The sequence below is a fragment of the Erwinia sp. QL-Z3 genome (genome assembly GCF_004551645.1).
Taxonomy (GTDB): Bacteria; Pseudomonadota; Gammaproteobacteria; order Enterobacterales; family Enterobacteriaceae; genus Erwinia; species Erwinia billingiae.
Genome location: NZ_CP037950.1, coordinates 2,536,775 through 2,561,578, shown reverse-complemented (window position 1 = coordinate 2,561,578; position 24,804 = coordinate 2,536,775). Strand labels below are relative to the sequence as shown.

Annotated in this window: 24 protein-coding genes; 7 read left to right on the top strand and 17 right to left on the bottom strand. The window is 55.7% G+C overall.

All coding sequences use genetic code 11. From position 1 onward, the window contains the following. Nucleotides 1–36 precede the first annotated feature (36 nt). Entirely contained in the window at nt 37–1,011 is a 975-nt protein-coding gene (locus E2F51_RS12395) for an aldo/keto reductase (RefSeq protein ID WP_134823589.1), read from the top strand. 59 nt (nt 1,012–1,070) lie between these two features. On the opposite strand, the gene pgpA is transcribed toward E2F51_RS12395, so the two are convergent. From pgpA to nrdR, 6 genes are all read right to left on the bottom strand, one after another. After that, nucleotides 1,071–1,577, bottom strand: a complete 507-nt coding sequence (pgpA, locus tag E2F51_RS12390; protein WP_041691923.1) for a phosphatidylglycerophosphatase A — start codon at nt 1,575–1,577, stop codon at nt 1,071–1,073. Next, complete coding sequence (gene thiL, locus E2F51_RS12385; protein WP_013201020.1) at nt 1,555–2,532, bottom strand: thiamine-phosphate kinase; 978 nt, start codon at nt 2,530–2,532, stop codon at nt 1,555–1,557. The genes pgpA and thiL overlap by 23 nt, the downstream gene beginning before the upstream one ends. A 56-nt stretch (nt 2,533–2,588) precedes the next feature. Continuing rightward, the gene (gene nusB / locus E2F51_RS12380) at nt 2,589–3,008 is read right to left on the bottom strand and encodes a transcription antitermination factor NusB (protein ID WP_013201019.1); all 420 of its coding nucleotides are present in this window, start codon (nt 3,006–3,008) and stop codon (nt 2,589–2,591) included. 16 nt (nt 3,009–3,024) lie between these two features. Beyond that, nucleotides 3,025–3,495 carry a 6,7-dimethyl-8-ribityllumazine synthase gene (gene ribE / locus E2F51_RS12375; RefSeq protein ID WP_013201018.1) on the bottom strand — a complete coding sequence of 157 codons (471 nt, stop codon included), beginning with the start codon at nt 3,493–3,495 and terminating at the stop codon, nt 3,025–3,027. Between the two features lie 84 nt (nt 3,496–3,579). Continuing rightward, complete coding sequence (gene ribD, locus E2F51_RS12370) at nt 3,580–4,686, bottom strand: bifunctional diaminohydroxyphosphoribosylaminopyrimidine deaminase/5-amino-6-(5-phosphoribosylamino)uracil reductase RibD (protein ID WP_134823588.1); 1,107 nt, start codon at nt 4,684–4,686, stop codon at nt 3,580–3,582. 3 nt (nt 4,687–4,689) lie between these two features. Then, nucleotides 4,690–5,139 (bottom strand): transcriptional regulator NrdR, encoded by a 450-nt coding sequence (nrdR, locus tag E2F51_RS12365; RefSeq protein WP_013201016.1) that lies wholly within the window; start codon nt 5,137–5,139, stop codon nt 4,690–4,692. A 213-nt stretch (nt 5,140–5,352) separates the two neighbouring features. Here nrdR and lysM point away from each other — a divergent pair, with 213 nt between their 5' ends. Next, nucleotides 5,353–5,790 carry a peptidoglycan-binding protein LysM gene (gene lysM / locus E2F51_RS12360; RefSeq protein ID WP_134823587.1) on the top strand — a complete coding sequence of 146 codons (438 nt, stop codon included), beginning with the start codon at nt 5,353–5,355 and terminating at the stop codon, nt 5,788–5,790. A gap of 27 nt (nt 5,791–5,817) precedes the next feature. Then, a complete protein-coding gene (locus E2F51_RS12355; protein WP_134823586.1) occupies nt 5,818–6,390 on the top strand; it encodes a DUF3251 domain-containing protein in 573 nt (190 codons plus the stop codon). A 45-nt stretch (nt 6,391–6,435) separates the two neighbouring features. Here E2F51_RS12355 and secF read toward each other — a convergent pair whose 3' ends face one another. The 5 genes from secF to queA all read right to left on the bottom strand — a co-directional run bounded on the left by secF (nt 6,436) and on the right by queA (nt 11,925). Then, nucleotides 6,436–7,404: a protein translocase subunit SecF gene (secF, locus tag E2F51_RS12350; protein ID WP_013201013.1), complete on the bottom strand. Its 969-nt coding sequence runs from the start codon at nt 7,402–7,404 to the stop codon at nt 6,436–6,438. 10 nt (nt 7,405–7,414) lie between these two features. After that, nucleotides 7,415–9,262, bottom strand: a complete 1,848-nt coding sequence (secD, locus tag E2F51_RS12345; protein WP_134823585.1) for a protein translocase subunit SecD — start codon at nt 9,260–9,262, stop codon at nt 7,415–7,417. Between the two features lie 27 nt (nt 9,263–9,289). After that, nucleotides 9,290–9,622 carry a preprotein translocase subunit YajC gene (yajC, locus tag E2F51_RS12340; RefSeq protein WP_013201011.1) on the bottom strand — a complete coding sequence of 111 codons (333 nt, stop codon included), beginning with the start codon at nt 9,620–9,622 and terminating at the stop codon, nt 9,290–9,292. A 24-nt stretch (nt 9,623–9,646) separates the two neighbouring features. Beyond that, nucleotides 9,647–10,771, bottom strand: coding sequence for a tRNA guanosine(34) transglycosylase Tgt (gene tgt, locus E2F51_RS12335; protein WP_013201010.1), 1,125 nt, complete (start codon nt 10,769–10,771; stop codon nt 9,647–9,649). A gap of 83 nt (nt 10,772–10,854) precedes the next feature. Next, the gene (queA, locus tag E2F51_RS12330) at nt 10,855–11,925 is read right to left on the bottom strand and encodes a tRNA preQ1(34) S-adenosylmethionine ribosyltransferase-isomerase QueA (protein WP_134823584.1); all 1,071 of its coding nucleotides are present in this window, start codon (nt 11,923–11,925) and stop codon (nt 10,855–10,857) included. A gap of 181 nt (nt 11,926–12,106) precedes the next feature. Here queA and E2F51_RS12325 point away from each other — a divergent pair, with 181 nt between their 5' ends. From E2F51_RS12325 to E2F51_RS12310, 4 genes are all read left to right on the top strand, one after another. After that, a complete protein-coding gene (locus E2F51_RS12325) occupies nt 12,107–12,688 on the top strand; it encodes an ACP phosphodiesterase (RefSeq protein ID WP_134823583.1) in 582 nt (193 codons plus the stop codon). Nucleotides 12,689–12,883: 195 nt separating this feature from the next. After that, the gene (locus E2F51_RS12320; protein WP_013201007.1) at nt 12,884–13,486 is read left to right on the top strand and encodes a peroxiredoxin C; all 603 of its coding nucleotides are present in this window, start codon (nt 12,884–12,886) and stop codon (nt 13,484–13,486) included. Nucleotides 13,487–13,816: 330 nt separating this feature from the next. Further along, complete coding sequence (locus E2F51_RS12315; RefSeq protein WP_134823582.1) at nt 13,817–15,769, top strand: acyltransferase family protein; 1,953 nt, start codon at nt 13,817–13,819, stop codon at nt 15,767–15,769. Nucleotides 15,770–15,863: 94 nt separating this feature from the next. Then, a complete protein-coding gene (locus tag E2F51_RS12310; protein WP_134823581.1) occupies nt 15,864–17,153 on the top strand; it encodes a histidine-type phosphatase in 1,290 nt (429 codons plus the stop codon). Between the two features lie 43 nt (nt 17,154–17,196). Here the strand turns inward: E2F51_RS12310 and proY are convergent, their stop codons facing one another. The 6 genes from proY to phoB all read right to left on the bottom strand — a co-directional run bounded on the left by proY (nt 17,197) and on the right by phoB (nt 24,617). Continuing rightward, nucleotides 17,197–18,564 (bottom strand): proline-specific permease ProY, encoded by a 1,368-nt coding sequence (proY, locus tag E2F51_RS12305; RefSeq protein ID WP_134823580.1) that lies wholly within the window; start codon nt 18,562–18,564, stop codon nt 17,197–17,199. A 70-nt stretch (nt 18,565–18,634) separates the two neighbouring features. Then, complete coding sequence (gene brnQ / locus E2F51_RS12300; RefSeq protein ID WP_013201003.1) at nt 18,635–19,960, bottom strand: branched-chain amino acid transport system II carrier protein; 1,326 nt, start codon at nt 19,958–19,960, stop codon at nt 18,635–18,637. A gap of 406 nt (nt 19,961–20,366) precedes the next feature. Further along, the gene (locus E2F51_RS12295) at nt 20,367–21,470 is read right to left on the bottom strand and encodes a cobalamin-independent methionine synthase II family protein (protein WP_013201002.1); all 1,104 of its coding nucleotides are present in this window, start codon (nt 21,468–21,470) and stop codon (nt 20,367–20,369) included. Between the two features lie 175 nt (nt 21,471–21,645). Continuing rightward, nucleotides 21,646–22,572 carry a PstS family phosphate ABC transporter substrate-binding protein gene (locus tag E2F51_RS12290; RefSeq protein WP_134823579.1) on the bottom strand — a complete coding sequence of 309 codons (927 nt, stop codon included), beginning with the start codon at nt 22,570–22,572 and terminating at the stop codon, nt 21,646–21,648. Nucleotides 22,573–22,590: 18 nt separating this feature from the next. After that, nucleotides 22,591–23,904 (bottom strand): phosphate regulon sensor histidine kinase PhoR, encoded by a 1,314-nt coding sequence (phoR, locus tag E2F51_RS12285; RefSeq protein WP_134823578.1) that lies wholly within the window; start codon nt 23,902–23,904, stop codon nt 22,591–22,593. A gap of 23 nt (nt 23,905–23,927) precedes the next feature. Beyond that, the gene (phoB, locus tag E2F51_RS12280; RefSeq protein WP_013200999.1) at nt 23,928–24,617 is read right to left on the bottom strand and encodes a phosphate response regulator transcription factor PhoB; all 690 of its coding nucleotides are present in this window, start codon (nt 24,615–24,617) and stop codon (nt 23,928–23,930) included. Nucleotides 24,618–24,804: the final 187 nt, after the last annotated feature.

Below are 24,804 nucleotides of genomic sequence, written 5' to 3'. Positions count from 1 at the left end.
CGGCTTAACGCCGCCAACCGACTGGCAGGAGCTCGCATGAAAACCACCACACTGGGCACAACCGATCTGACGGTTTCCCGCCTTTGCCTGGGCTGTATGACCTTCGGTCAACCCGATCGAGGCCGCCACGCCTGGACACTTCCTGAAGAGAGCAGTCGCCCGCTGATCAGGCAAGCGCTGGAATCAGGCATCAACTTCTTCGATACCGCTAACAGCTATTCCGATGGCAGTAGTGAAGAGATTGTTGGCCGCGCGCTGAAAGATTTTGCCCGCCGCGACGAGGTCGTGGTCGCCACCAAAGTCTACTTCCCGATGAGCAACCTTTCGGGCGGTCTTTCTCGCGCGAATATCATGCAATCCATTGACGACAGCCTTGGCCGGCTTGGGATGGATCACGTCGACCTGCTGCAAATCCCCCGCTGGGATTACAACACCCCGCTGGAGGAGACGCTGGAAGCGCTGCACGACGTGGTGAAATCGGGCAAGGCTCGCTACATCGGCGCATCCTCGATGTTCGCCTGGCAGTTCGCTAAAGCACTGTACACCGCAGATTTACATGGCTGGACACGCTTTGTCAGCATGCAGGACCAGTACAACCTGATCCAGCGTGAAGAAGAGCGGGAAATGCATCCGCTGTGTCAGGCCGAGAATATTGCCGTGCTGCCGTGGAGTCCGCTGGCGCGAGGCCGCCTGACGCGTCCATGGGGCGAAACCACCGCGCGTTCCGTCTCTGATGAGTTCGGCAGCACGCTGTATGACAAAACCGAAGAGAACGACGGCGCGATTGCCGCCCGGGTGGCCGCGATTGCGGAAGATAAGGGCATCAGCCGCGCGCAGGTCGCGCTGGCGTGGATGCTGGCTAAGCCGGCGGTCACTGCCCCGATCATCGGCGCATCAAGAACCGAACAGCTCGCCGACCTGGTACAGGCAGTCGACGTTGAGTTGACGCTGGAAGAGATTATCCAGCTTGAAAGTGCCTACCAGCCGCATAACGTGGTCGGCTTCGAGTAAAGAAAAAGGGCGACGGTTACCGTCGCCCTTTCTTATCCTGCCGCTTCAGAACACGCGGTTCAGAACGTAAAATGCAGCCCGGCATAATAGAGAATGCCCGCGGAGAGAATACCGGCGATGATATCGTCGACCATAATCCCCATGCCACCGTGCACGTTGCGATCGAACCACCGGATTGGCCACGGCTTCCACATATCCAGAATACGGAAGATCACAAACCCCGCCAACACCCACTGCCAGCTGTTGACCGGGATCGCCATCAGCGTAATCCACATGCCGATAAACTCATCCCAGACAATGCTGCCGTGATCGTGAACGCCCATATCTTTCGCCGTGCGGTGGCAAAGATAGACCCCGATACAGATACCGAACATCACCACCAGCGAGTAAATATCCTGCGGCAAAAAGGTCATCAGATACCAGAACGGGATCGAAGCCAGCGAGCCCATGGTGCCCGGGACATAGGGGCTGAGCCCGCTGCCAAAACCGGTGGCCAGCAGATGCCAGGGGTTGCTCATTTTCAGGCGGCTTTTCGCCACATCCTTATTCGCGGCCAAAATGGTCAAATCCTTTCAGGTCTTTTTCGACGGGCTTGCCGTCCTGTAACAGCACCAAGCCTTCGGATTGTGGGGCGATTTGACCCACACAGGTAAACGGCACGCCATAATGCCCCAGCGCCACGTCTAACGCGCCACGGTTAATCTCCGGCACGGTGAAGCACAGTTCGTAATCTTCGCCACCGCTTAACGCCCAGCGGATCGCCTGCTCTGGCTCGAAGTGCAGTTTCATCACTTCAGAAAGCGGCAAGGCTTCCAGATTCAGTCTGGCGCCACAGTCGCTGGCTTTCAGGATATGACCCAGATCGGAAATCAGCCCATCGGACAGATCGATCGCCGAACTGGCCAGGTCGCGCAGCGCCTGTCCTTGCAAAATACGTGGCATCGGACGCAGATGGCGTTTGATCAGCATTTCATGCGCCACCGGATCGTTAATCTTCACGAGGTGTTGCAGCAGCGCTAAGCCTGCGGCACTGTCGCCCAGCGTGCCGGTGACGTAGATCCAGTCGCCGGGACGGGCACCTGAACGTTTCAGCGCCCTGCCCTGCGGCACCAGGCCATGAATGCCCAGCGTCAGGCTCAGCGGCCCACGCGTGGTGTCACCGCCAATCAGCTGCATATCGTAGTAGTCGAGCAGCTCAAACAGGCTGTCGCTGAAGTCCTTCAGCCAGGCTTCGTTGACGGATGGCAGGGTTAAGGCCAGCGTCAGCCAGGCCGGATCGGCGCCCATTGCAGCCAGATCGCTGAGGTTAACCGCCAGCGCTTTATAGCCCAGATCGGCAGGATGGATATCACGCAGGAAGTGAACGCCTTCTACCAGCGTATCGGTGCTGATAGCAAGGGTCTGTTTTTCAGACAGCGTCAGTAATGCGCAGTCGTCGCCGATGCCCTTTTCCACATCGCGACGGGAGCTTGTCACACGATCGAAATAACGCGCGATAAGTTCGAATTCGCCACATGCCATACTATGCGTTCCGAGTTTGAAAAATGAAGAAGGCCGGTCAGACCGGCCTTGGAGGATTACTTCTTGTTGGGGCGGATGTAGGGAGCGGCTTTATCCAGCACGCCATTGACAAACTTATGGCTGTCTTCGGCGCCGAACACTTTCGCCAGCTCAATGCCCTCATTGATGGCCACCTTGTAGGGAACATCGGCACGCTTGCTCAGCTCAAACAGCGAGATACGCAGGATGGCTTTTTCTACCTGGCCCAGCTCTTCGAGCTGACGCGACAGGTACGGCTTCATCAGGCCATCCAGGTATGCGCTGTTGGTTGCAACGCCTACCAGCAACTCGCGGAAGTAGCTGATATCAACGTCTTTGACGTCTTGCTCCGCCAGAAACTGATATTCGACATCAGAGATGTCGTTTTTAGACAACTGCCAGGAGTAAAGCGCCTGGACAGCACATTCACGGGCGCGGCGACGAGCAGCAGGTTTCACGAAATTCCCCTTAAAATCAGGCTTTGATGGCTTTCAATACGTTAATCATTTCTAGTGCGGTCAGGGCAGCTTCTGCGCCTTTATTACCCGCTTTGGTTCCGGCACGTTCAATGGCCTGTTCGATGTTTTCAGTCGTCAGGACACCAAATGCGACCGGAATATCGCTGTTCATCGCGACGCTGGCCAGGCCAGAACTGGCTTCACCAGCGACATATTCGAAGTGGGCAGTCCCGCCACGAATAACGGTTCCGAGGGCGACAACAGCGTCGTACTTACCGGCTTTAGCCAGCGCACGTGCGGTCATTGGCATTTCATAGGCGCCTGGCACCCACACCACGGTGATATTTTCATCTTTCACCTGGCCGATGCGCTTTAACGCATCAAGGGCACCGCTCAGCAGGCTGTCGTTGATAAAGTTGTTGAAACGCGCAATGACGATGGCAACGCGCGCGTCAGGAGTAGCAACAGCAGCTTCAATAACGTTCATAATCTTCCTTTCAGGGTTCAGTTATGGCCCCGCAGGGGGGCGGATTCTATCATACTCTTCACCGCTCTGCTCCGCTTTTAAAAGCTAAGAGTCAGGCGTCAGCGTCAGGCGAATGTCGGGCCCAACCTGGCGACTATCGCTGAAGGTGAAGGCGGGAGCGTCAGCAAGATGTGCTATGCCCGGTAAATGGCACAGACCGCGTGCATTATCTCCCAGTAATTTCGGTGCCATATAGACAATCAACTCGTCCACGACGCCCGCGGTAAGCAGTGCGCCGGCCAGTTTTGCGCCGGCTTCCACCCAGACCGTATTGATCTGTCGGCGACCCAGCAGCATCATCAGCGACACTAAATCGGTATGGTCATTATGGCGCGGAACGAGGAACTGCTCCACGTTCTCCGGCCAGTTCAGGTTATCTGCCTGCTGGCGTGCCAGCCAGGTCTCACCGGGCTGGGAAATCAAACGGTGCTCAGGCGTCACCTGATTTTGACTGTCAATCACCACCCGTACCGGCTGGCGCAGATCCGCTTCGGCATACGCGGCCTGGGTATCCGCGGCAAAATCCTGCCAGCGCACGGTTAACGACGGATTATCGGCCAATACGGTGGCGCTGGTGCTGAGGATAGCCGAACTCTGGGCGCGCAGGCGTTGAACGTCGCGGCGGGCTTCTGCTGAGGTGATCCCCTGGCTTTCGCCATTGGCCATCGCCGTGCGGCCATCGAGAGAGGCGCCGAGCTTCAGCTGCACCCACGGGAAACCGGTTCGCATCCGCTTCAGGAAGCCGCGATTAAGCGCTTCTGCTTCCTGCATCATCAGCCCATGGCTGACCTCAATGCCCGCCTGCTGCAGGCGATATAGCCCGCGACCGGCCACTTCCGGATTGGGATCCTGCATCGCTGCAATAACCCGGCTGACGCCGGCGGCAATCAGCGCATCACAGCAAGGTGGCGTCCGCCCGTGGTGGCTACAGGGTTCAAGGGTGACATAGGCCGTTGCCCCTTTCACCTTATCGCCAGCCATCCGCAGCGCGTGGACTTCAGCATGCGGTTCACCGGCGCGAAAATGGTAGCCTTCGCCGACCATCACGCCATCGCGGACAATCACGCAGCCGACATTCGGATTGGGCGTGGTGGTAAACCGGCCACGGCGGGCGAGCTCAAGGGCGCGCGCCATCCAGATTTCATCGCTCATGGTTTAATCCTGTAAACGGGCAATCTCTTCGCCAAACTCGCGAATATCTTCAAAGCTGCGGTAGACGGAGGCAAAGCGAATATAGGCCACCTTATCCAGTTTTTTCAGCTCATCCATCACCAGATTGCCGATCATTTTGCTCGGCACTTCACGCTCGCCGGTGGAGCGCAGCTGGCTTTTGATATGACTGATGGCATTTTCCACATCGTCAGAGCTGACCGGACGCTTCTCCAGCGCTTTCATCAGGCCGCTGGCCAGCTTGTCTTCATTGAAGGGTTCGCGGACATCATTGCTTTTAACGACCCGAGGCATCACCAGTTCGGCCACCTCAAAGGTGGTAAAACGTTCATGGCACACCAGACACTGGCGACGACGGCGCACCGAAGTGCCTTCCCCAACCAAACGGGAGTCGATCACTTTGGTATCCACAGCAGAACAGAACGGGCAATGCATGATAATTCCTGATAATCCTGGAAATTGGCCCACAGTGTAGCGCGAAGTGGCTACTAACAAAATAACGTCATCGCCCTTTCCGTGCCTTTGGCGAATGTTGCCTCGCCGCTCAGAACCTGCGCGTGTCCTGACGTGGCTTAACGCCTTACCCGCTATAATAAGCAGGTTGTATAGCGTTATTTCTTCTCTAACCAAGGATAAACCGGAGGATATATGGGATTGTTTAACTTCGTAAAAGAAGCAGGTGAGAAATTGTGGGACTCCGTCACCGGAGGCGATGACCAGAACAAAAAGCTGCAGGAGCACATCACCAAGCTCAACCTGCCCGGCAGCGACAAGATTGACGTGAAGGTTGCCGACGGCAAAGTCAGCATCAGTGGCGATGCCATTTCACAGGAGTTGAAAGAGAAAGTGCTGATTGCTGTCGGTAACGTCGCCGGCATCACCGCAGTGGAAGACAACGTAAACGTGGAGCAACCCGCCACGGAAGCCCGTTTCTACACGGTGAAAAAAGGCGACACGCTGAGCGCCATTTCGAAAGAAGTCTATGGCGATGCTAATAAATACAATAAGATATTTGAAGCTAACAAGCCGATGCTGTCTGATGTGAATAAAATTTATCCCGGGCAGACATTGCGCATTCCAGAATAAATTGACGGCAAGGAGCTCTGAGCGGGTATGGCGAAAGACTTAAAGAAAAAACCTCTGCTGCTGGTTGCAGCATTGATGCTGGCGGGTTGTGCAGCACCCAAGCAGCAGCCAGAGCTGAACAAACTGCATAATCAGGTCGGTAAACTCAATACTGAAATGCAGCAGCTCACTCAACAGGCTGCCAGCCTTGAACAGCAGAACATGCTGAACAGTACCTTAAACCAGGGAGCCTGGTTGCTGCCCGCCACCAAAACGGCAGTGGCATTGAAGAGCCAGGCTGGCGAAGTCCGCCTTTCCCTTAGCCAGATTGAAGGCGACGCTAACGGCACCCGTGCCATTCTGCACATCCGCTCGGCAGCGGATAACACCATACCGGCCTTTACCGCGCAGGTGGAATGGGGCGAAATGGATCCCACCACCGGTAAACCGCTGCAGGTCGACAGCCAGAGTCAGTCACTGATGGTGAAAGACTCGCTGCTGGCGCGCAGTGAAGTTACCGTGCCCTTACGCCTGAGCAATATCACCCCTGAGCAGTTGGGCTATATCAGGGTTCACGATATCGTGTTGCAAGACGCGCCAAAACCGGCCACCGCGCCATAAAAAAAGGGCCGCTTTCGCGGCCCTTTCTCATCGTAACGTCACAGCTTACGGCATAATCGAAGGTTGATCGGCACCCTCTTTTTCTACTTTGGTCTGCAGCATGTGCTCACGCTTCATGCCGAGTTTCAGCGCCAGCGCTGAAGCCACGTAGATAGAGGAAACGGTCCCGATAGACACCCCGATCAGCATCGTCAGCGAGAAGCCTTCCAGCAGTGCGCCGCCGAAGATAAACAGCATCAGCACCACCATCAGCGTGGTCGCCGAGGTCATGATGGTACGGCTTAACGTCTGCGTCAGCGAGACGTTAACGATATCGTAAGGCGTGCCGCGACGGATCTTGCGGAAGTTTTCACGAATACGGTCCGATACCACGATACTGTCGTTCAGCGAGTAACCGATAACCGACATCAGTGACGCCACGATGGTTAAATCAATCTCAATATGGAACAGAGAGAGGATACCCATGGTGATGATCACGTCATGCGCCAGTGCCAGCACCGCACCTAACGCCAGTCGCCACTCAAAGCGGAAACCGACGTAGATCAGGATGGCAATCAGCGCCACCAGCAGCGCCATGCCGCCAGCCTGCGCCAAATCGCTACCCACGCTTGGCCCAACAAATTCGATACGCTTAACCGTGGCGTTCTGCTCGCTGGCCTGGTTGATGATGCTCACCACCTTGTTACCCAGCTCCTGGCCCGCATTGCCCTCGTTAGGGGACATACGCACCAGCACGTCACGGCTGCTGCCGAAGTTCTGTACCTGAGGATCGACGAATCCTGACTTCTCCAGCGCACCGCGCAGGCTGTCAATATCCGCTGGTTTCTCCAGGGTGATTTCAATAACGGTTCCGCCGGTAAAATCCAGGCCCCAGTTAAACCCTTTCAGTCCCATGATCGCGAAGGACGCGATCAGCAGCAGAGCTGAAATGGTAAAGGCCACTTTATCCCAGCGCATAAAGTCATGAACTTTACGCCCGTAGTTCAGTTGTTCAACGGTATAGTCCTGTGCCACAACGCACTCCTCAGATAGACAGCTTGGTGATGCGTTTGCCGCCGTACAACAGGTTGACGAGGGCACGGGTACCGACAATGGCGGTAAACATCGAGGTCACGACGCCAATCGCGGTAGTAATTGCAAAGCCTTTGATTGACCCGGTGCCCACCGCATACAGAATAATTGCAGTGATCAGCGTGGTGACGTTGGCATCGACAATACTGGAGAACGCGCCTTTATAGCCTTCATGGATAGCTTGCTGAATGGAACGTCCATTCTTGATCTCTTCCTTGATACGCTCGTTAATCAGTACGTTCGCAGCCACCGCAACCGCCAGCGTCAACACGATACCGGCAATACCCGGCATGGTCAGCGTTGCACCCGGCAGCAGCGACATGATACCAACAATCAGCACCAGGTTAGCCACCAGCGCCGAGGTGGCGATCACACCGAACTTACGGTAGTAAACCACCATAAACACGATAGAGGCGATCAGGCCCCACAGACAGGCTTCCAGACCCTGAGTGATGTTCTGCGCACCCATGGTTGGACCAATGGTACGTTCTTCAACAATCTGGATTGGCGCAATCAACGCACCGGCACGCAGCAGCAGTGACAGCTGGCGGGCTTCGTTCGGGTTGCTGATGCCGGTAATACGGAAGCTGTTACCCAGTCGGGACTGGATGTTCGCAACGTTAATCACCTCTTCCTGCTTCGCCAGGATCGCACGGCCGTTGGCATCTTTCTTACCGCTGTCTTTGTATTCCACAAACAGCGTTGCCATCGGCTTACCGATATTATCCTTGGTGAAGTTGGACATGATGTTACCGCCCGCGCTGTCCAGCGAGATGTTCACCTGTGCCTGGTTGTACTCATCCTGGCTCGACGTGGAGTCAGTAATGTGGTCACCGGTCAGGATCACGCGCTTGTACAGGGTCACTGGCTGACCGTCACGGGTGTTTTTCACTTCCGAATCACCCGGAACACGGCCGTTAGCCGCAGCGGTTGGATCAACAGTGGTGTTCACCAGACGGAATTCCAGCGTGGCGGTCGCGCCCAGAATTTCTTTCGCACGGGCCGTGTCCTGAATACCAGGCAGCTCAACCACAATACGATCGGAACCCTGACGCTGAACCAGTGGTTCGGCTACGCCAAGCTGGTTAACACGGTTACGCAGGATATTGATGTTCTGCTGAACCGCATATTCACGGGCTTCACGCAGACGATCGTCAGTCATCACCGCTCGCAGCGTATTACCGCTGGTTCCGCTGATCACCAGGTCACGATGGCGGTCCGACAGATAGCTGACGGCAGCATCACGCGACGCGGCATCACGGAAACGAATTTCCAGACCGTAATTGTCGGTTTTGCGAACGTTGGTATAAGGAATGTTTTTGTCACGCAGATCGCTTCTGAGGTTATCGATGTTCTGCTCCTGGAGTTTACCCAGAGCGGTATCCATATCGACTTCCATCAGGAAGTGTACGCCGCCGCGCAGATCGAGACCGAGTTTCATCGGCTCTGCGGCCAGCAAGGTCAGCCAGGTTGGCGTTGCGGGAGCAAGGTTAAGCGCGACAACGAAGTCTTCACCCAACACTTTGGTAATGGCATCACGGGCACGCAGCTGCACGTCACCGTTTGCGAAACGCGCCAGAATTGCGCCATTTTCCAGTGCAATGGATTTGCTCTGGATATTATCTTGCTTCAAGGCATCTTGGATCTGAACCAGCGTCTGCTCACTGGCGGCGCTTCCGCGCGCACCAGTGATCTGAACGGCCGGATCCTCACCATACAGGTTGGGAAGTGCGTACAGCAGGCCGCCGAGTAACACGACGATCAGCATGATGTACTTCCACAAAGGATAACGGTTTAACACGGCAGTTCCCTTAGGGAAAACAAAAAATTAAAGCGCCTTCATCGTACCTTTCGGCAGAACGGCAGCCACGAAGTCACGTTTAACTACCACTTCAGTAGTTTCGTTCAGCGCGATAGCAACATAACCGGTGTCAGCCACTTTGGTGACGCGGCCAACCAGGCCACCGGTGGTCAGCACTTCATCACCTTTAGAGATGGAGTCCATCAGCTTCTTGTGCTCTTTACCGCGTTTTTGCTGCGGGCGCAGGATCATGAAGTAGAAAATCAGACCAAAAACCACCAGCATAATAACCAGTGAATAAGGACTTCCCTGAGACGGCGCGCCAGCTGCTGCCACTGCGTCAGAAATGAACAAGCTCATTAAATTTCCCTCATTGTTTAATTATCAAACGGATAGTGGCGGAGCCGTGTTACCCGTCCGGTCGTAGAATTCAGTCACAAAGTGCTCTAACTTACCGTCTTCAATCGCCTGACGTAAACCAGCCATTAAACGCTGGTAATAGCGCAGGTTGTGAATGGTGTTCAGACGCGCACCCAGTATTTCGTTACAACGATCAAGATGATGCAAGTAGGCACGGCTGTAATTGCGACAGGTGTAGCAATCACACTCCGCATCCAGCGTTGCGGTGTCATCTTTATACTTCGCATTACGGATTTTTACGATGCCGTCGGTCACAAAAAGGTGGCCGTTGCGCGCGTTGCGGGTAGGCATCACGCAGTCGAACATATCGATTCCGCGACGTACGCCTTCCACCAGATCCTGAGGTTTACCGACGCCCATCAGGTAACGGGGTTTGTCTTCCGGGATCTGCGGGCAGACATGCTCCAGAATACGGTGCATATCTTCTTTTGGCTCACCGACCGCCAGGCCGCCCACAGCGTAACCATCAAAGCCAATCTCTACCAGCCCTTTTACCGAGACATCTCGTAAATCTTCGTAAACCCCACCCTGGATTATGCCGAAAAGCGCATTTTTATTCTCAAGAGAATCAAAGCGATCGCGACTACGCTGCGCCCAGCGCAGTGACATCTCCATCGAGCGCTTGGCGTAATCCCAGTCAGCAGGATAGGGGGTACATTCATCGAAGATCATCACGATGTCAGAACCCAGATCGTACTGGATCTCCATCGACTTTTCCGGGTCGAGGAAGATCGCATCGCCGTTGATCGGGTTGCGGAAGTGCACGCCGGCTTCGGTGATTTTACGGATGTCGCCGAGGCTGAACACCTGGAAGCCGCCGGAATCGGTAAGGATCGGGCCTTTCCAGTTCATAAAGTCATGCAGATCGCCGTGCAGCTTCATCACTTCCTGGCCAGGACGCAGCCACAGGTGGAAGGTGTTGCCGAGGATGATCTGTGCACCGGTATCAATCACTTCTTCCGGCGTCATGCCTTTTACCGTGCCGTAGGTGCCCACGGGCATAAACGCCGGGGTTTCCACCACGCCGCGATCGAAGATCAGACGGCCACGGCGCGCGCGCCCGTCAGTTTTATCTAATTCGAACTTCACGTTGCCTCCACCAGAGATACAGTCTGATGTTAAGTGTTAACAGCCGCACAGGGTGCACGGCTGAGGATACTGCCGGTTGGATGTTATTCGCCAACCTGCTCGGTAACAGCCTCGGGATTGTGGGTGATAAACATCGCATCGCCGTAGCTGAAGAATCGGTACTGCTCTGCCACCGCCTGCTGGTAGGCGTGCATCGTATTGCGGTAACCCCCAAACGCCGAGACCAGCATAATCAGCGTGGACTCCGGCAGGTGGAAATTGGTCACCAGCGCATCAATCACCTGATACTGGTAGCCGGGGAAAATAAAGATTTTGGTATCGTCGAAGAACGGCGCGATCAGCGCATCCTGAGCCGCCTGCGCGGCGCTTTCCAGCGAACGCACGGAAGTGGTGCCTACGGCCACCACGCGGTTGCCACGGGCTTTACAGGCCAGCACCGCATCCACCACATCCTGCGGCACTTCGGCATACTCCGCATGCATAATGTGGTCTTCAATGCTGTCCACCCGCACGGGCTGGAAGGTCCCTGCCCCAACGTGAAGGGTGACAAAGGCCGTTTCGATGCCCTTTTCACGCAGCGCGTCGAGCATGGGCTGATCGAAATGCAGGCCGGCCGTTGGCGCAGCGACAGCACCTGGCCGCTGGCTGTAGACGGTCTGATACAGCTCACGGTCAGCGTCTTCATCAGGACGGTCAATATAAGGCGGCAGCGGCATGTGCCCCACCGCATTGAGGATATCCAGCACCGCGCGCTCATCGTCAAACTGCAGTTCAAACAGCGCATCGTGGCGGGCAACCATCGTCGCTTTGACGCTTTCATCATCGCCGAGCAGTAACTCTGCACCCGGCTTAGGCGCTTTCGACGCCCGCACATGGGCCAGCACGCGATGGTCATCGAGCATGCGCTCAACCAGCACTTCAATTTTTCCGCCGCTGACTTTACGACCAAACACGCGCGCAGGAATGACGCGGGTGTTGTTGAACACCAGCAGGTCGCCAGGGGTGAGCTTATCCAGCAAATCCGTAAAGATGCCATGAGACAACTCGCCGTCCGGCCCGTTAAGGGAAAGGAGACGACATCCGCTGCGCTGGGCCTGCGGATAATGGGCGATCAAAGATTCGGGCAACTCAAACGAAAAATCGGCAACGCGCATGGTCATTCACTGTTGGGAAATCAGGGCGCACATTCTAGCTGAAATCCCGCCATTTCTAAACAATCTAATGCCGCACGCGCCGGGAACACCTCCGGAGTCCTGTCAGAGGCGCATTCATCCAGCGTTCCTGCACCGGCTAACGCAACTACACCACCAGGGGATTAGGCGATATACTCCCCGGATGAACTTTCTTGCGCATCTCCACCTGGCCTCGCTGGCCGAAAGCTCCCTGTTGGGCAATCTGATGGCCGATTTTGTGCGGGGTAATCCGCATAACGACTGGCCGACGCCGGTTGCCGAGGGCATTTTGCATCATCGTCGCATTGATGTGATGACCGACGCGCTGCCCGAAGTCCGCGCTGCGCGTGACTTTTTCCGTGCCGAAACCCGTCGCGTTTCCCCCATCACCCTCGACGTAATCTGGGATCATTTTCTGTCACGAAACTGGGATAAAATCGTTCCGGAAATTTCCTTGCCAGCTTTTTTGGCTCAGGCAAAATCTGTGATCGCGCCCGAATTAGCCTCGACACCCGAGCGATTCCAGAATCTTAACCGTTATTTATGGTCCGATCGCTGGATGGAGAAGTACGCCGACGCCGATTACCTGCAGCCGGTACTGCGGGGCATGGCCAGTCGTCGCCCACGCCTGGCCGCGCTGGAAGATTCGTTCGACGACTTTATTGATAATTATCAAATACTTGAAGATTTTTTTTGGCAGTTTTATCCGCGTATGATGGATAAAGCCGTGCATAGAGCGCTGTAAAAGCCGGGTGAGACGTTTGCCGCTTGCCCTTTTGGCGAAAACGGTTATTGTATGAGGCTGCTTTAAGCATTTTAATTTTTTGATAGGTTTTACCTATCTGAACAATCAGCGTTTTACGCTGGCACCTGTCCCGACATCGCTCTTATACTGCAGGCGATTCGTCTCATTAACCCACCTCTCTCTACAGGAGTGAACATGGTCCTGGTAACTCGTCAAGCCCCAGATTTTACTGCCGCAGCTGTGCTGGGCAACGGTGAAATCGTTGAGAACTTCAACTTTAAAAAACACACCGCTGGTAAAGCCACCGTTGTGTTCTTTTGGCCAATGGATTTCACCTTCGTTTGTCCTTCTGAACTGATTGCTTTTGACAAGCGTTACGAAGAATTCCAGAAGCGCGGCGTTGAAGTTGTCGGCGTGTCTTTCGATTCTGAGTTTGTGCATAACGCATGGCGCAAAACCCCAATCGAAAAAGGCGGCATCGGCGAAGTGAAATACGCCATGGTTGCTGACATCAAACGTGAAGTGCAGAAAGCCTACGGTATCGAACATCCGGACGCTGGCGTTGCACTGCGCGGTTCATTCCTGATCGACAAAGCCGGTGTGGTTCGCCACCAGGTTGTTAACGATCTGCCACTGGGCCGTAACGTTGACGAAATGCTGCGCATGGTTGACGCGCTGCAGTTCCACGAAGAGCACGGCGAAGTGTGCCCGGCTCAGTGGGAAAAAGGAAAAGAAGGTATGGGCGCGTCTCCAGACGGCGTTGCTAAATACCTGTCTGCGAACGCAGCTAAGCTGTAATAGCGTCCGCTGTCGAAAAGGCTCGCTTCGGCGGGCCTTTTTCATTTCTGCGGCCCACCATTTTTTTCACTTAATTGTTAGTTCCCCTCTGCTTAGCCGAAATTAACACCGGTCGTTTTGAGATAATTCCCTCAGGAATATCTATATTTGTTTCTCCGTATTGGAAATCCCTGCGTATTGCCATAGCCTGATATGAAAATTAGTCCAATTATTCATCGCGGCTTGCTCCTCAGGTGGCCTGACAGACGTCAGTACCGCGTGTGGGGTAATCAGTGGTTATTTTCGTTTTTTTATTAACGGCAATACTGCGTATTTTTGGGATCTGTGACCATGAAGAGTGTGCATCTATTTTCCTATCGTAAAGACATTGACGGGCTGCGGGCCCTTGCGATCCTGCTGGTGGTTCTGTTCCACTCTGGCGTTGGCGCGTTATCGGGCGGATTTATTGGCGTTGACGTATTTTTTGTTATTTCTGGATTTTTAATTGGCAGCATTATCTCCAGAGAAATAAGCAATAATACCTTCACTTTTTATCAATTTTACGTTCGACGCATCCGCCGTATTGCCCCCGCCCTGTTCTTTATGTTGTTTTGCATCACCGCATTAAGTTACAGCATTTTGTCACCGCTGGAATTCCGCGATCTGGCAAAGTATGTCACCGCCGTATTGCTGTTTGTTCCCAACGTCATGCTGTTGAAAGGCATTGATTACTTTAATCCTGACGCCGACCTCAATCCGATGCTGATGACCTGGTCGCTGGGCATTGAAGAGCAATTTTACTTTGTGCTGCCGGCGTTGATGATTATTGCCCACCGGTTACGATTTTCACTGAAGGCGGTCATTGTTACCCTCAGTCTGGCCTCGCTGGTCGCGGGCATTATCATCACCCCAATCAACGGCAACAGCGCGTTTTACCTGTTGCACACCCGGGCGTGGGAGCTTGGCGCAGGGGTGCTGTTGGCTCTGTGGCGCAACCAGCCGGTGACCGGCAGCAAAGGCGTGCCGTTGACGCTGGCGGGCCTGCTGTTAATCCTGCTACCGGTGTTTTTCCTCGATAAAGAGAGTGCTTTTCCCGGCTTCCTCGCGCTGATGCCGGTGGTCGGCGCGGTGCTGATTATTCTTACCCATAACCGCCTGCATCAGACTCTGCTGGAAAACCCGCTGATGGTATTTATCGGCAAGGTTTCCTACTCATGGTATTTGTGGCACTGGCCGTTACTGAGCCTGGCCCGTATCAGCGCGAACGATCCTTTAAGCGTGGTGCAGGGATTATCCATCAGCGCTGGCGCACTGCTGATTGCCACCTTTTCCTGGTACTTTGTCGAGAAGCCGTTCCGGCGTCCGGCTCAGCCGCAGCAGCGCATTATAACGTCCTACGCCATGTTATGCGTGGTCGGTATTCTGTCATTCGTTTCTATCTATATGACCGGCGGACTGAAATATCGCGTTAATGATTTGGTGAACAACGGTGAGCTGTTTAAGGTCGAGGCGGAAACCAATCCCTGCCTGTTAACCTATGGTGCCAACCTGCCGTCAACCAACAGTCTGTGTATGCCTGCGATAGCGGTGCCGGCTGTGGCACTGGTGGGCGACAGCCATGCTGCGGCGCTGCGCTCGGCCGTCGCGCAATATGCCTTAAAAAATAAAAAGCCCTTATTCCAGATGACCAAATCCTCCTGTCCATTTTTGATTGGCAGCAGCCGCTATATGCTGGATCATCCTGAACAGGGCGACCAGTGCACCGCCTTTAATAAAGAAGTGATGAAAACGTTACTCAGTGACAAGGTCGACGAAGTGGTGATTACCGCATTCTGGTCATCCGGCTTTTCATTAATTCCCGGCTATGGCTATCGCTCAATCGATGGAAAACAACAGGATAATTATCTGGCGCTCGATCAGGGCCTGGGTAATGCGGTAAAACTATTACGCGCGGCGAATAAGAAAGTGACAATAGTGGAAGATGTGCCAAGTCTGGATATCGATCCGCTGCGTTACAGCATTACCCAGAATATCCCGCTACGGGCGAAAATTAACGCGTGGCTGAGCAACGGTTCCGGCGTAAATACGGCTGCCGACCGCACGCTGCGTTTTCATCTGACGGAAGATAAAGTCAATAAAATCCTCGGCGCCTATGCGCAGCCGGGGGTGAAAGTGCTCAATTTGAAAGAGAATTTATGCACGCAAAAAGGCTGTCTGATTGCCAGTAAAGGCTTGCCGCTTTACTACGACACCCACCATCTTACCGATCTGGGCAGCAGCATTGCGTTGGGCAACAATTTGTAGCCTGGCCCGCAGCGTCACGGTTTCAATGGCCTGACGATTGCGTTAATGTCAGGGGCCTGGCACGCCCCTGACTCAACGCTAAGCAAAGGAAAACATGGACGCTAAACTCTCCCTTGTGACCACCCTGATGGTTTCTGTCCTGTACGGGGTCTTCAGCCCGTGCGCCGCGGCGAAAGCAGAAGATTACACGCTGGAAAAAGTGGTCGAAGTCAGCCGCCATGGCGTGCGGCCGCCCACCCCGGGCGATCGTCAGTCCATTGAAGCGGGCACACAGCGCAGTTGGCCGCGCTGGTTAACGGCCGACGGCAACCTGACCGGCCACGGTTACACCGCCGTCTGGTTGAAGGCCCGCTATGAAGCCGGGCGCTATCGCCAGCTGGGCGTGCTAAAAGCCGGCTGCCCATCCCCTGGCGACGTCTATATCCGTTCCAGTCCGTTGCAGCGCACCCAGGCCAGTGCAGAAGCCTGGTCTGCGGCCGCGTTCCCTGGCTGCGGCGTTCCGGTGCATGCGCTGAACAAAGACGATGCGCTGTTTGCCTTCCCCTCGGACAAAGTCAGTGAGTCGCAAAAGGCCCGCTATAAGCAGGAAGCGCTGGACGCACTGGGCGGCACGCCCGAACAGGCGCAGCAGCGTCTGCAACCGCAAATTGACGCCCTTAAACACGCCGTTTGCCAGCATGGCCAGCCGTGCCCGGCATTCGATCGGCCCTGGACACTGAACGTCTGGTCGAATGGCGGCATCGCTATCCAGGGGCTGGATACCCTGGCGGCAATGGCAGAAAGCATCCGCTTAGCCTGGAGTGAGAATCAGCCGTTGAGCAAGGTGGCGTTTGGCCAGGCGGATACCGCGGCCAGGGTCAGCGCATTACTGCCTTTGCTGACGGCGAAATATGATTTCACCAACGATTTGCCTTCCGCCGCACGCCGGGGCGGCTCGGTGTTGCTGGATCAGATTGCCAAAGCGTTGCAAACCTCTCAGTCGCAGGATGCGCCACCCGACGTGCGCTGGCTATTGTTCGTCGCCAGCGATATCAACCTCTCCTACCTGCGCACGCTGCTGCACTTCAGCTGGCAACAGGGCGATTATCCACGAGGCAATCTGCCGCCCGGCGGCAGCCTGGTGTTTGAACGCTGGCGCGATAATCTCGGTAAGCGTTTTCTCCGGGTCTACTTTCAGTCGCAAAGCCTGGATCAACTGCGCCAGCTGACGCCCATCAGCGCCAGCGATCCGTTGCTGACCACGGAATGGCACCCCGACGGCTGCAAACGCACCGAGGTGGGCACGCTGTGCCCTTATGACGCTGCCTTAGAGCGTATCGAGCAGGCGACAGATCGCTCAAGTCGGGTGCCGGTGAGTTATCCTCAATCCGCATCGCAGCCATAAAAAAACCGCCCACGTTGGGGCGGTTCTTAAACGGTCAGCGCGGTTAAGCGTTGGCGTTTTTGTTCAGCGTTTTCTTCACAAACTGCCAGCTCACCAGCAGCACCACCAGCCAGGCGACACCGACATACAGCGAAATTCGCGTATCCGGGAAGTAGCCAATCAGGCCGATGATAAAGACGAGGAACAGGATGCCTACGATGGCGGTAAGGATGCCGCCTGGCACGGCAAACTTCAAGGCTTTCGCCTGCTCTTTGGTCAGCGAGCGACGGAAACCAATCTGGGCGAAGAGGATCATAATCCACACCCAAACGGTGGCAAAGGTCGCCAGTGAGGCGATCACCAGGAACACTTTTTCCGGCATCAGGTAGTTCAGGTAGACCGCCACCAGCATCGCCGCCATCATCACTAGTACCGTCACCCACGGAATGCCGCGACGGGAAACCGTTGCGAACATTTTCGGCGCGTGGCCCTGCTCGGCCATACCGTGCAGCATACGTCCGACGCCAAACACATCGCTGTTAATCGCCGACAGTGAGGCGGTGATCACCACAAAGTTCAGGATTGCCGCCGCGGCCGCAATGCCCATATGCTGGAAGGTCAGCACGAACGGGCTGCCGTTGGTGCCGACCTGGTTCCACGGGAAAATCGACATAATCACGAACAGCGTGCCGACGTAGAACACCAGAATACGCAGCGGAACGGTATTGATCGCTTTCGGGATCGAGGTTTCTGGATCTTTGGCTTCACCTGCGGTGATGCCGATGATCTCAATGCCGCCATAGGCAAACATCACAATCTGCAGTGACAGCACCATGCCGATCACCCCATGGGCGAAGAAGCCGCCGTTGGTCCACAGATTATGGATGCCGGTCGGCTGACCGCCGTTACCAATACCCCAGAAGATGATGCCGATACCGGCGACAATCATAATAATGATGGTCGCGACCTTGAACAGCGACAGCCAGAACTCCACTTCCCCGAACACTTTCACCGTGGCCATGTTAATGGCGCCGATAATCAGCACCACGCTCAGCACCCAGATCCAGTGCGGAACGTCCGGGAACCAGACGCCCATATAGATACCAAAGGCGGTAACATCGGCGATGGCGACAATCAGGATTTCAAAACAGTAGGTCCAGCCGGTGATATACCCGGCCAGCGGGCCAAGGTAGTCCTGCGCATAGCGCGAAAAGGAGCTGGCCTGAGGATTGTTGACGGACATTTCGCCGAGCGCGCGCATGATGATATACGCAATCGCGCCGCCGATAATATACGCGAGAATCACGCTCGGACCGGCCATTTTCATCGCGTCTGCCGAGCCATAGAACAGCCCGGTGCCGATTGCCGATCCCAATGCCATAAAACGAATGTGGCGGGTACTCAGTCCCTTTTTGAGCGTATTTTTTGTCATGTTTCGGGTTCTGCTTTCACTCTGACTGCGTCTTCTGCCGCACGGGCAACAGAAGACGCGGGGGTTAAGACTATTTCTGCTGCGCGCTAACCTGCTCACGACTGCCGGAGACGCGGTCATACACGGCCACCAGTACCAGCATGGCCAGCGATGGCGGCAACCAGGCCAGACCTTGTTCTGCCAGCGGCAGATGCTGGGCGAACGCCGGCAGCAAATCTTTCCAGCCGGTGGTTTTGATCGCATCAACAATGCCGAACAGCAGGCTGACCAGCATGGTTGGCGCAATAATGCGGGTGTTTTTGTTCCACCAGCTCAGGGTAAAGCTCAGCAGCACCAGCACGATGCACGGCGGATAAATCGCGGTCAGCACCGGAATGGAGATGGCAATCAAATGGCTCAGGCCGAGGTTAGACACCACCATTGAGAACAGACCCAGCACAAACACCAGCTGGCGATAGCTCAGCGGCAGGTACTGCTCAAAGAACTCGGCACAGGCACAGGTCAGGCCAACTGCCGTCACCATGCAGGCCACAAAGATCAGCGCGGCAAGAAACACGCTGCCCATGCCACCGAAGGTCTGCTGAACATAGGCGTGCAGGATAGCTGCGCCGTTGGCACCCTGATCAACGATAGCTGAACTGTTGGAACCCAGCTTGAACAGCGCCAGATACACCAGCGTCAGGCCAACACCGGCAATCAAACCGGCCAGTACGGTATAACGCGTCAGCAATTTCGCGTCACTGACGCCACGCGAACGCGCTGCGTTGACAATCACGATGCCGAACACCATTGCCCCCAGCGTATCCATGGTCAGGTAACCATTGACGAAGCCGCTGGAGAACGCCGCATGTTGATACGCCTCGGTCGCCGGGGCCAGGCCGCCAGCAGGCCAGATCAACGCCGCGATGCCCAATATCGCCAGCGCCACAATTTTCAGCGGCGCCAGGAAGTGGCCAACGGTGTCCAGCAGTTTGCCGGGATACAGGGAAATGCCGATCACCAGCGAGAAGTAAATCAGGCTGTAGATAAACAGCGGCAGCCAGCCGTCACCGGTCAGTGGCGCGATGCCGACTTCAAACGAGACGGTTGCGGTACGCGGCGTGGCGAACAGCGGGCCAACGGCAAGGTAGCAAACGGTGGCCAGCACCAGTCCGGCTGCTTTGCCGATAGGCGTACTCAGCGCATCCACGCCGCCGCCGACACGGGCCAACGCAATGACGGTGATCACCGGCAGACCTACGGCAGTGAGCAGGAAGCCGAGGGCCGCAATCCAGACATGTTCACCAGACTGGATGCCGACCATAGGCGGGAAAATAATGTTACCTGCACCCACAAACAGCGCAAAGGTCATAAACCCCAGTGCCAGGATGTCTTTGGAAGTTAAACGATTCGTCATAAGCAGAAAATTAGCCCGTACTGGTGTTAAGTGAAGTCGCGATGTCAGCTTCATCACCCTGCCTGCACTAAAAACGCCAGAATTTCAGACCGATACAGGGCGATTGTCTGTCCTGTGGTCACTCTGGTAGCGGATTTGCGCTGATTTTAATCTGTTTACAGGGGGATAACGTAAAAACGGCGCTAAGTAAACCGTTTATAGGGCAGAAAGGCAAGGCGGGATCGGAAAAGCAGAGCGATATGTTGCAAAAAAAGAACCAGCCAGTGTATCGCTTCAGGTTATCGGCTGGATGCCTTACATGATTTGTATTTTATTTGTGCAACGCGGGGTTAATTTCTGCAGGGAATGGCCGGATGATGCACAAAAGGCGCGGAATTCCGCGCCTTTTACACAGGTTGATGCAGGGTTACCAGACGTCTTTGGCGATATCGACCACCAGACGCAGCTTCGCCCACTGCTGCTCTTCGGTCAGGCTGTTGCCCTCTTCAGTGGAGGCAAAGCCACACTGCGGGCTCAGGCAGATTTGATCGAGGCTGACAAACTGCGCCGCTTCGGCAATCCGCGCTTTCACCGTTTGCGGATTTTCCAGCTCACCGTTTTTAGTGGTGATCAGGCCCAGCACCACCTGCTGCTTGCCGGGTTTGATAAAGCGCAGAGGCTCGAAGCCGCCGGAACGCTCGTTGTCATACTCCAGGAAGAAGGCATCAATATTCACGGTGCCGAACAGAATTTCTGCCACCGGCTCATAGCCGCCTTCGGAGATCCAGGTTGAACGGAAGTTGCCGCGACAGACATGCAGACCAATGGTCAGATCGTCCGGCTTGCCTTCGATGGCTTTATTCAGCACCTGCGCATAGATGCGCGCCAGCTGTTCTGGATCGTCGCCGCGCTCGCGGATCTGGCTTTTCTGATCTTCGGAACAGAGGTAAGCCCAGACGGTGTCGTCCAGCTGCAGGTAACGGCAGCCGGCCGCATAAAATGCGCTAATCGCGTCACGGTAGACGGTGGCCAGGTCGTCGAAGTAGTCATTGAGATCCGGGTAAACGTTGGCGTCGATCGCCTTACGGCCACCGCGGAAGTGCATCACGCTTGGGCTAGGAATGGTCATTTTCGCCACCGCGTCGCCGCTGATACTTTTCAGGTAGCGGAAGTCTTCCAGCATCGGATGGTTACCGAAGGCGATCTTGCCGGTGACACGGATACCGTGGGCTTTGGTCTGCACGCCGTTGAACTGGATGCCCTGCTCAGACTCATAGCGCTCAACGCCTTCCAGGCCATCGAAGAAGTCAAAGTGCCACCACGCGCGGCGGAATTCACCGTCGGTGACCACCTTCAGTCCACAGGCGCGCTGATGAGTGACCACATCGCGAATGGCTTCATCTTCAATACGACGCAGGGCAACGGCATCAATCTCACCCTTCTGGAACTGCTCGCGCGCCTGTTTGATGGCGGCGGGACGAAGGAAGCTGCCTACCACTTCGGCACGATACTGAGCTGAATCTCTTTGCATGTTGTGTCACTCCTGACCTGCGCACACGCGCATAATTTACCGGTGAAATTATCACGAATCGTTATTCTTAGACTTCTGGATGTCTATATATCCAGACGCAAGAGTGTCACGAGAGCGACGCTGGCGCAAACGAGGGAAATTCATCAGACATGAAAAAAATTCATCTTGGCCGGTATTAACGATCCTCAAGCAGCGCACGCGCCTGACTGACCTGCTCTGGCGATAACGGCAGATATCCCGCCTGGGTGACCAGCGCCTGGCCGTCAGCGGATAACACGTGATGAAGAAACGCGGCGGTAAGAGGTTCCAGCGGCTTGCCGGGTGGTTTGTTGACGTACAGGTACAGCTTGCGGGCGTAAGGATAACGGCCGCTGCGAATATTGGCCGCATCCGGTGCCACCCAGTCCTGGCCATCGCGGGACACCGGTAATGTCTTCACGCCGCTAAGATGAATGCCCATGCTGGCATAGCCAATGGCATTCAGCGTGCCCGCCACGGCCTGCACCACCGCCGCAGAGCCGGGATATTCCCCGACATCATTGCGGAAATCGCCATTACACAACGCCTGCTGCTTGAAAAAGCCCCAGGTGCCGGAAGCGGAATTGCGGCCAAAACGCTGCAAAGGACGGGACACCCAACCCGGTTGGGTTAACTGCACATCGCCCCAGCGATGCACCGCGGAGAGCGCGCCACAGCGCCGGGTAACGGAAAAGATCGCATCAAGCTGCTGCGTATTCAGTCCCTTGATCGGGTTGTCCTGATTGACCACCACCACCAGCGCATCCATCGCCACCGGCACGGCCAGCGGTGGATAGCCATAGCGGTCCTCGAACAGCTGGCGCTCAACCGCCTGCATCGGGCGACTCATTGCGCCAATCTGCGCCGCGCCGGCCGCCAGCGAGGTGGGTGCGGTAGAGGAACCGGCGGCCTGCACCTGCACATTTACGCCCGGAAACTGCCGGTTGAAGCTATCGCCCCACAGCGTCATTAAGCTGCCGAGGGTATCCGAGCCAACGCTGGTCAGGTTACCGGCCAGCATCCCCTCTTGTGCCTGGGTGGTCAGGCTGAAACAGGCCAGCAGCATCAGAAACAGCTTTTTCATCACAGGGTTCCGCTACGATCATCGAACCGCATTCTGTGCCAACTCGCTGCTGACAATCAACCTTGGTGGTAAGGAGAAGCTGAAACAGGTCTCTTTGCCGGGCTGGCTGGTGATGTCCAGCCGGGTGTTGTGGTGGCTGAGCGCATGCTTGACGATCGCCAGCCCAAGTCCGCTGCCGCCGGTTTGCCGCGAGCGGGCCTTATCGACGCGGTAAAAGCGCTCGGTCAGTCGGGGAATATGCTCTTGCGCAATGCCCGGACCGTTATCCTTCACCTTAAATTGCGCGCCCTGCGGGGTTCTCAGCCAGCTGATATCGATGCGCGTGCCGGCCGGCGTGTGGTTAACCGAGTTGTACACCAGGTTTGAGATGGCGCTGCGCAGCTGTTCATCATTGCCATACACCCGCAAATCGGCGTCCATCGTGAAATGAATCTCGTGCCGGCCCTGGCTCAGGGTTTCCGCTTCACGCTGCAGCAGACGCAGCATCATCGGCACGTCGACCTTTTCCTGCAGCTCCAACGCCGGTGCGGCTTCAATGCGCGACAGGGTCAGCAACTGTTTCACCAGTCCGTCCATGCGGCGGGTCTGCTCCTGCATGGTGTGCAGGGCCTTGTCACGCAGCGGGCCTTCCATCACCGAATCGTTCATCATCTCCAGATAGCCCTGCAGCACCGTTAACGGCGTGCGCAGCTCATGGCTGACGTTAGCGAAGAAGTTGCGGCGGGCACCCTCAAGCTGATGCATCTGCGTGACATCACGGGCCACCAGCAGCCATTGCCCTTCCGAGTAAGGCATTACGCGGAATTCCAGCTGACGATTGCTGTTCAGCACCAGCGTCAGCGGTCGGGTAAAATCGCGCTGCCGCACATAGCGGGTAAACTCGGGATAGCGCAGCAGGTTAAGGATGTTCTGACCATTGTCTTCCGGCCAGCGCAGTCCCAGCATCTGTTGCGCCAGGCCGTTACACCAAAAAATGGTGCCCTCTTCAGTGGTCAAAACCACCGCATCAGGTAAGGATTCGGCGCCACTGCGAAAGCGTTTGATCAGATGGCCCAGCTCACGCCGACGCCGGCGATTTCTCGCCTGCATCTGGTAAAGGCCATAAAAGAGAGGTTCCCAGCTGCCGCGCCCCGCCGGTGGCGTCATGCTGCGGTCAATCCACAGCCAGTGGGATAAACGAAGTAAATTAGCGAAATGCCAGCCCAAAACGGCTAACACCGATACCAGTAGCAGCCAGGGCAGGTAGCCCACCAGCAGCCCCAAAATCAGGGCCGGAAGGCAGGCGAGCACCACTTCCAGCAACAATCTCTTCCAGGAGAGGCGTTCCAACACGGTGAAGACTCCAGTGCGAACGATCAGTAACGTGCAGAGAAACGGTAACCTGTTCCGCGAACCGTCTGCACCATGCGATCGTGCCCGGTCAGTTCCAGCGCTTTACGTAAGCGGCGAATATGAACGTCAACGGTACGATCTTCGACGTACACGTTAGTGCCCCAGACATGATTAAGCAACTGTTCACGGCTGTAAACCCGCTCAGGATGGGTCATAAAGAAATGCAGCAGCTTGTATTCCGTCGGCCCCATTTCCAGCGGCTGGGTGTCTGACATCACGCGATGTGACGAAGGATCCAGGCTCAGTCCCTGCATCTCAATCACTTCTTCCACCGCCATTGGCGAGATCCTGCGCATCACCGCTTTAATCCGCGCCACCAACTCTTTCGGCGAAAACGGCTTGGTAATATAGTCGTCAGCCCCCACTTCCAGACCGCGAACGCGATCTTCTTCTTCACCGCGCGCCGTCAGCATCATCACCGGAATGTCCCGGGTCATCGCTTCACGCTTTAAATGCTTGATAAACTGAATGCCTGAACCACCCGGGAGCATCCAGTCCAACAGGATCAAATCAGGCCAGGGTTCGATAAGCAAATTGACCGCACTGTCATAATCTTCCGCTTCTATCGGTTGATAGTCATTTTGCTCCAGCACGAAACACAACATCTCACGGATTGGGGCTTCATCTTCGACTACCAGAATACGCTTAGCCATTATTGCTCCTGCTACTGTGACGGAATGTCACTGGATTTGCGGCGTCATTATGCGTCAGTTTTATGACAGTTTTATGAAAAAAGCACGGCCCGGACCGCCGTTTTATAACACTTTTGTGAAGGTTCCAGTCATTCAGACTGGGGTTTTACGCGTTGCTGTTTATAATCGTCGACTCTGCCTTGCGCCT

Excerpts from the sequence above, each read along its gene's own strand:
- E2F51_RS12315 (WP_134823582.1), top strand. The coding sequence starts at position 13,817 with ATGAAGAGTGTGCATCTATTTTCCTATCGTAAAGACATTGACGGGCTG.
- thiL (WP_013201020.1), bottom strand. The coding sequence starts at position 2,532 with ATGGCATGTGGCGAATTCGAACTTATCGCGCGTTATTTCGATCGTGTG.
- phoB (WP_013200999.1), bottom strand. The coding sequence starts at position 24,617 with ATGGCTAAGCGTATTCTGGTAGTCGAAGATGAAGCCCCAATCCGTGAG.
- E2F51_RS12290 (WP_134823579.1), bottom strand. The coding sequence starts at position 22,572 with ATGAAAAAGCTGTTTCTGATGCTGCTGGCCTGTTTCAGCCTGACCACC.
- lysM (WP_134823587.1), top strand. The coding sequence starts at position 5,353 with ATGGGATTGTTTAACTTCGTAAAAGAAGCAGGTGAGAAATTGTGGGAC.
- queA (WP_134823584.1), bottom strand. The coding sequence starts at position 11,925 with ATGCGCGTTGCCGATTTTTCGTTTGAGTTGCCCGAATCTTTGATCGCC.
- ribD (WP_134823588.1), bottom strand. The coding sequence starts at position 4,686 with ATGAGCGATGAAATCTGGATGGCGCGCGCCCTTGAGCTCGCCCGCCGT.
- E2F51_RS12295 (WP_013201002.1), bottom strand. The coding sequence starts at position 21,470 with ATGCAAAGAGATTCAGCTCAGTATCGTGCCGAAGTGGTAGGCAGCTTC.
- E2F51_RS12310 (WP_134823581.1), top strand. The coding sequence starts at position 15,864 with ATGGACGCTAAACTCTCCCTTGTGACCACCCTGATGGTTTCTGTCCTG.
- E2F51_RS12355 (WP_134823586.1), top strand. The coding sequence starts at position 5,818 with ATGGCGAAAGACTTAAAGAAAAAACCTCTGCTGCTGGTTGCAGCATTG.
- E2F51_RS12320 (WP_013201007.1), top strand. The coding sequence starts at position 12,884 with ATGGTCCTGGTAACTCGTCAAGCCCCAGATTTTACTGCCGCAGCTGTG.
- yajC (WP_013201011.1), bottom strand. The coding sequence starts at position 9,622 with ATGAGCTTGTTCATTTCTGACGCAGTGGCAGCAGCTGGCGCGCCGTCT.
- nrdR (WP_013201016.1), bottom strand. The coding sequence starts at position 5,139 with ATGCATTGCCCGTTCTGTTCTGCTGTGGATACCAAAGTGATCGACTCC.
- proY (WP_134823580.1), bottom strand. The coding sequence starts at position 18,564 with ATGACAAAAAATACGCTCAAAAAGGGACTGAGTACCCGCCACATTCGT.
- brnQ (WP_013201003.1), bottom strand. The coding sequence starts at position 19,960 with ATGACGAATCGTTTAACTTCCAAAGACATCCTGGCACTGGGGTTTATG.
- E2F51_RS12395 (WP_134823589.1), top strand. The coding sequence starts at position 37 with ATGAAAACCACCACACTGGGCACAACCGATCTGACGGTTTCCCGCCTT.
- ribE (WP_013201018.1), bottom strand. The coding sequence starts at position 3,495 with ATGAACGTTATTGAAGCTGCTGTTGCTACTCCTGACGCGCGCGTTGCC.
- E2F51_RS12325 (WP_134823583.1), top strand. The coding sequence starts at position 12,107 with ATGAACTTTCTTGCGCATCTCCACCTGGCCTCGCTGGCCGAAAGCTCC.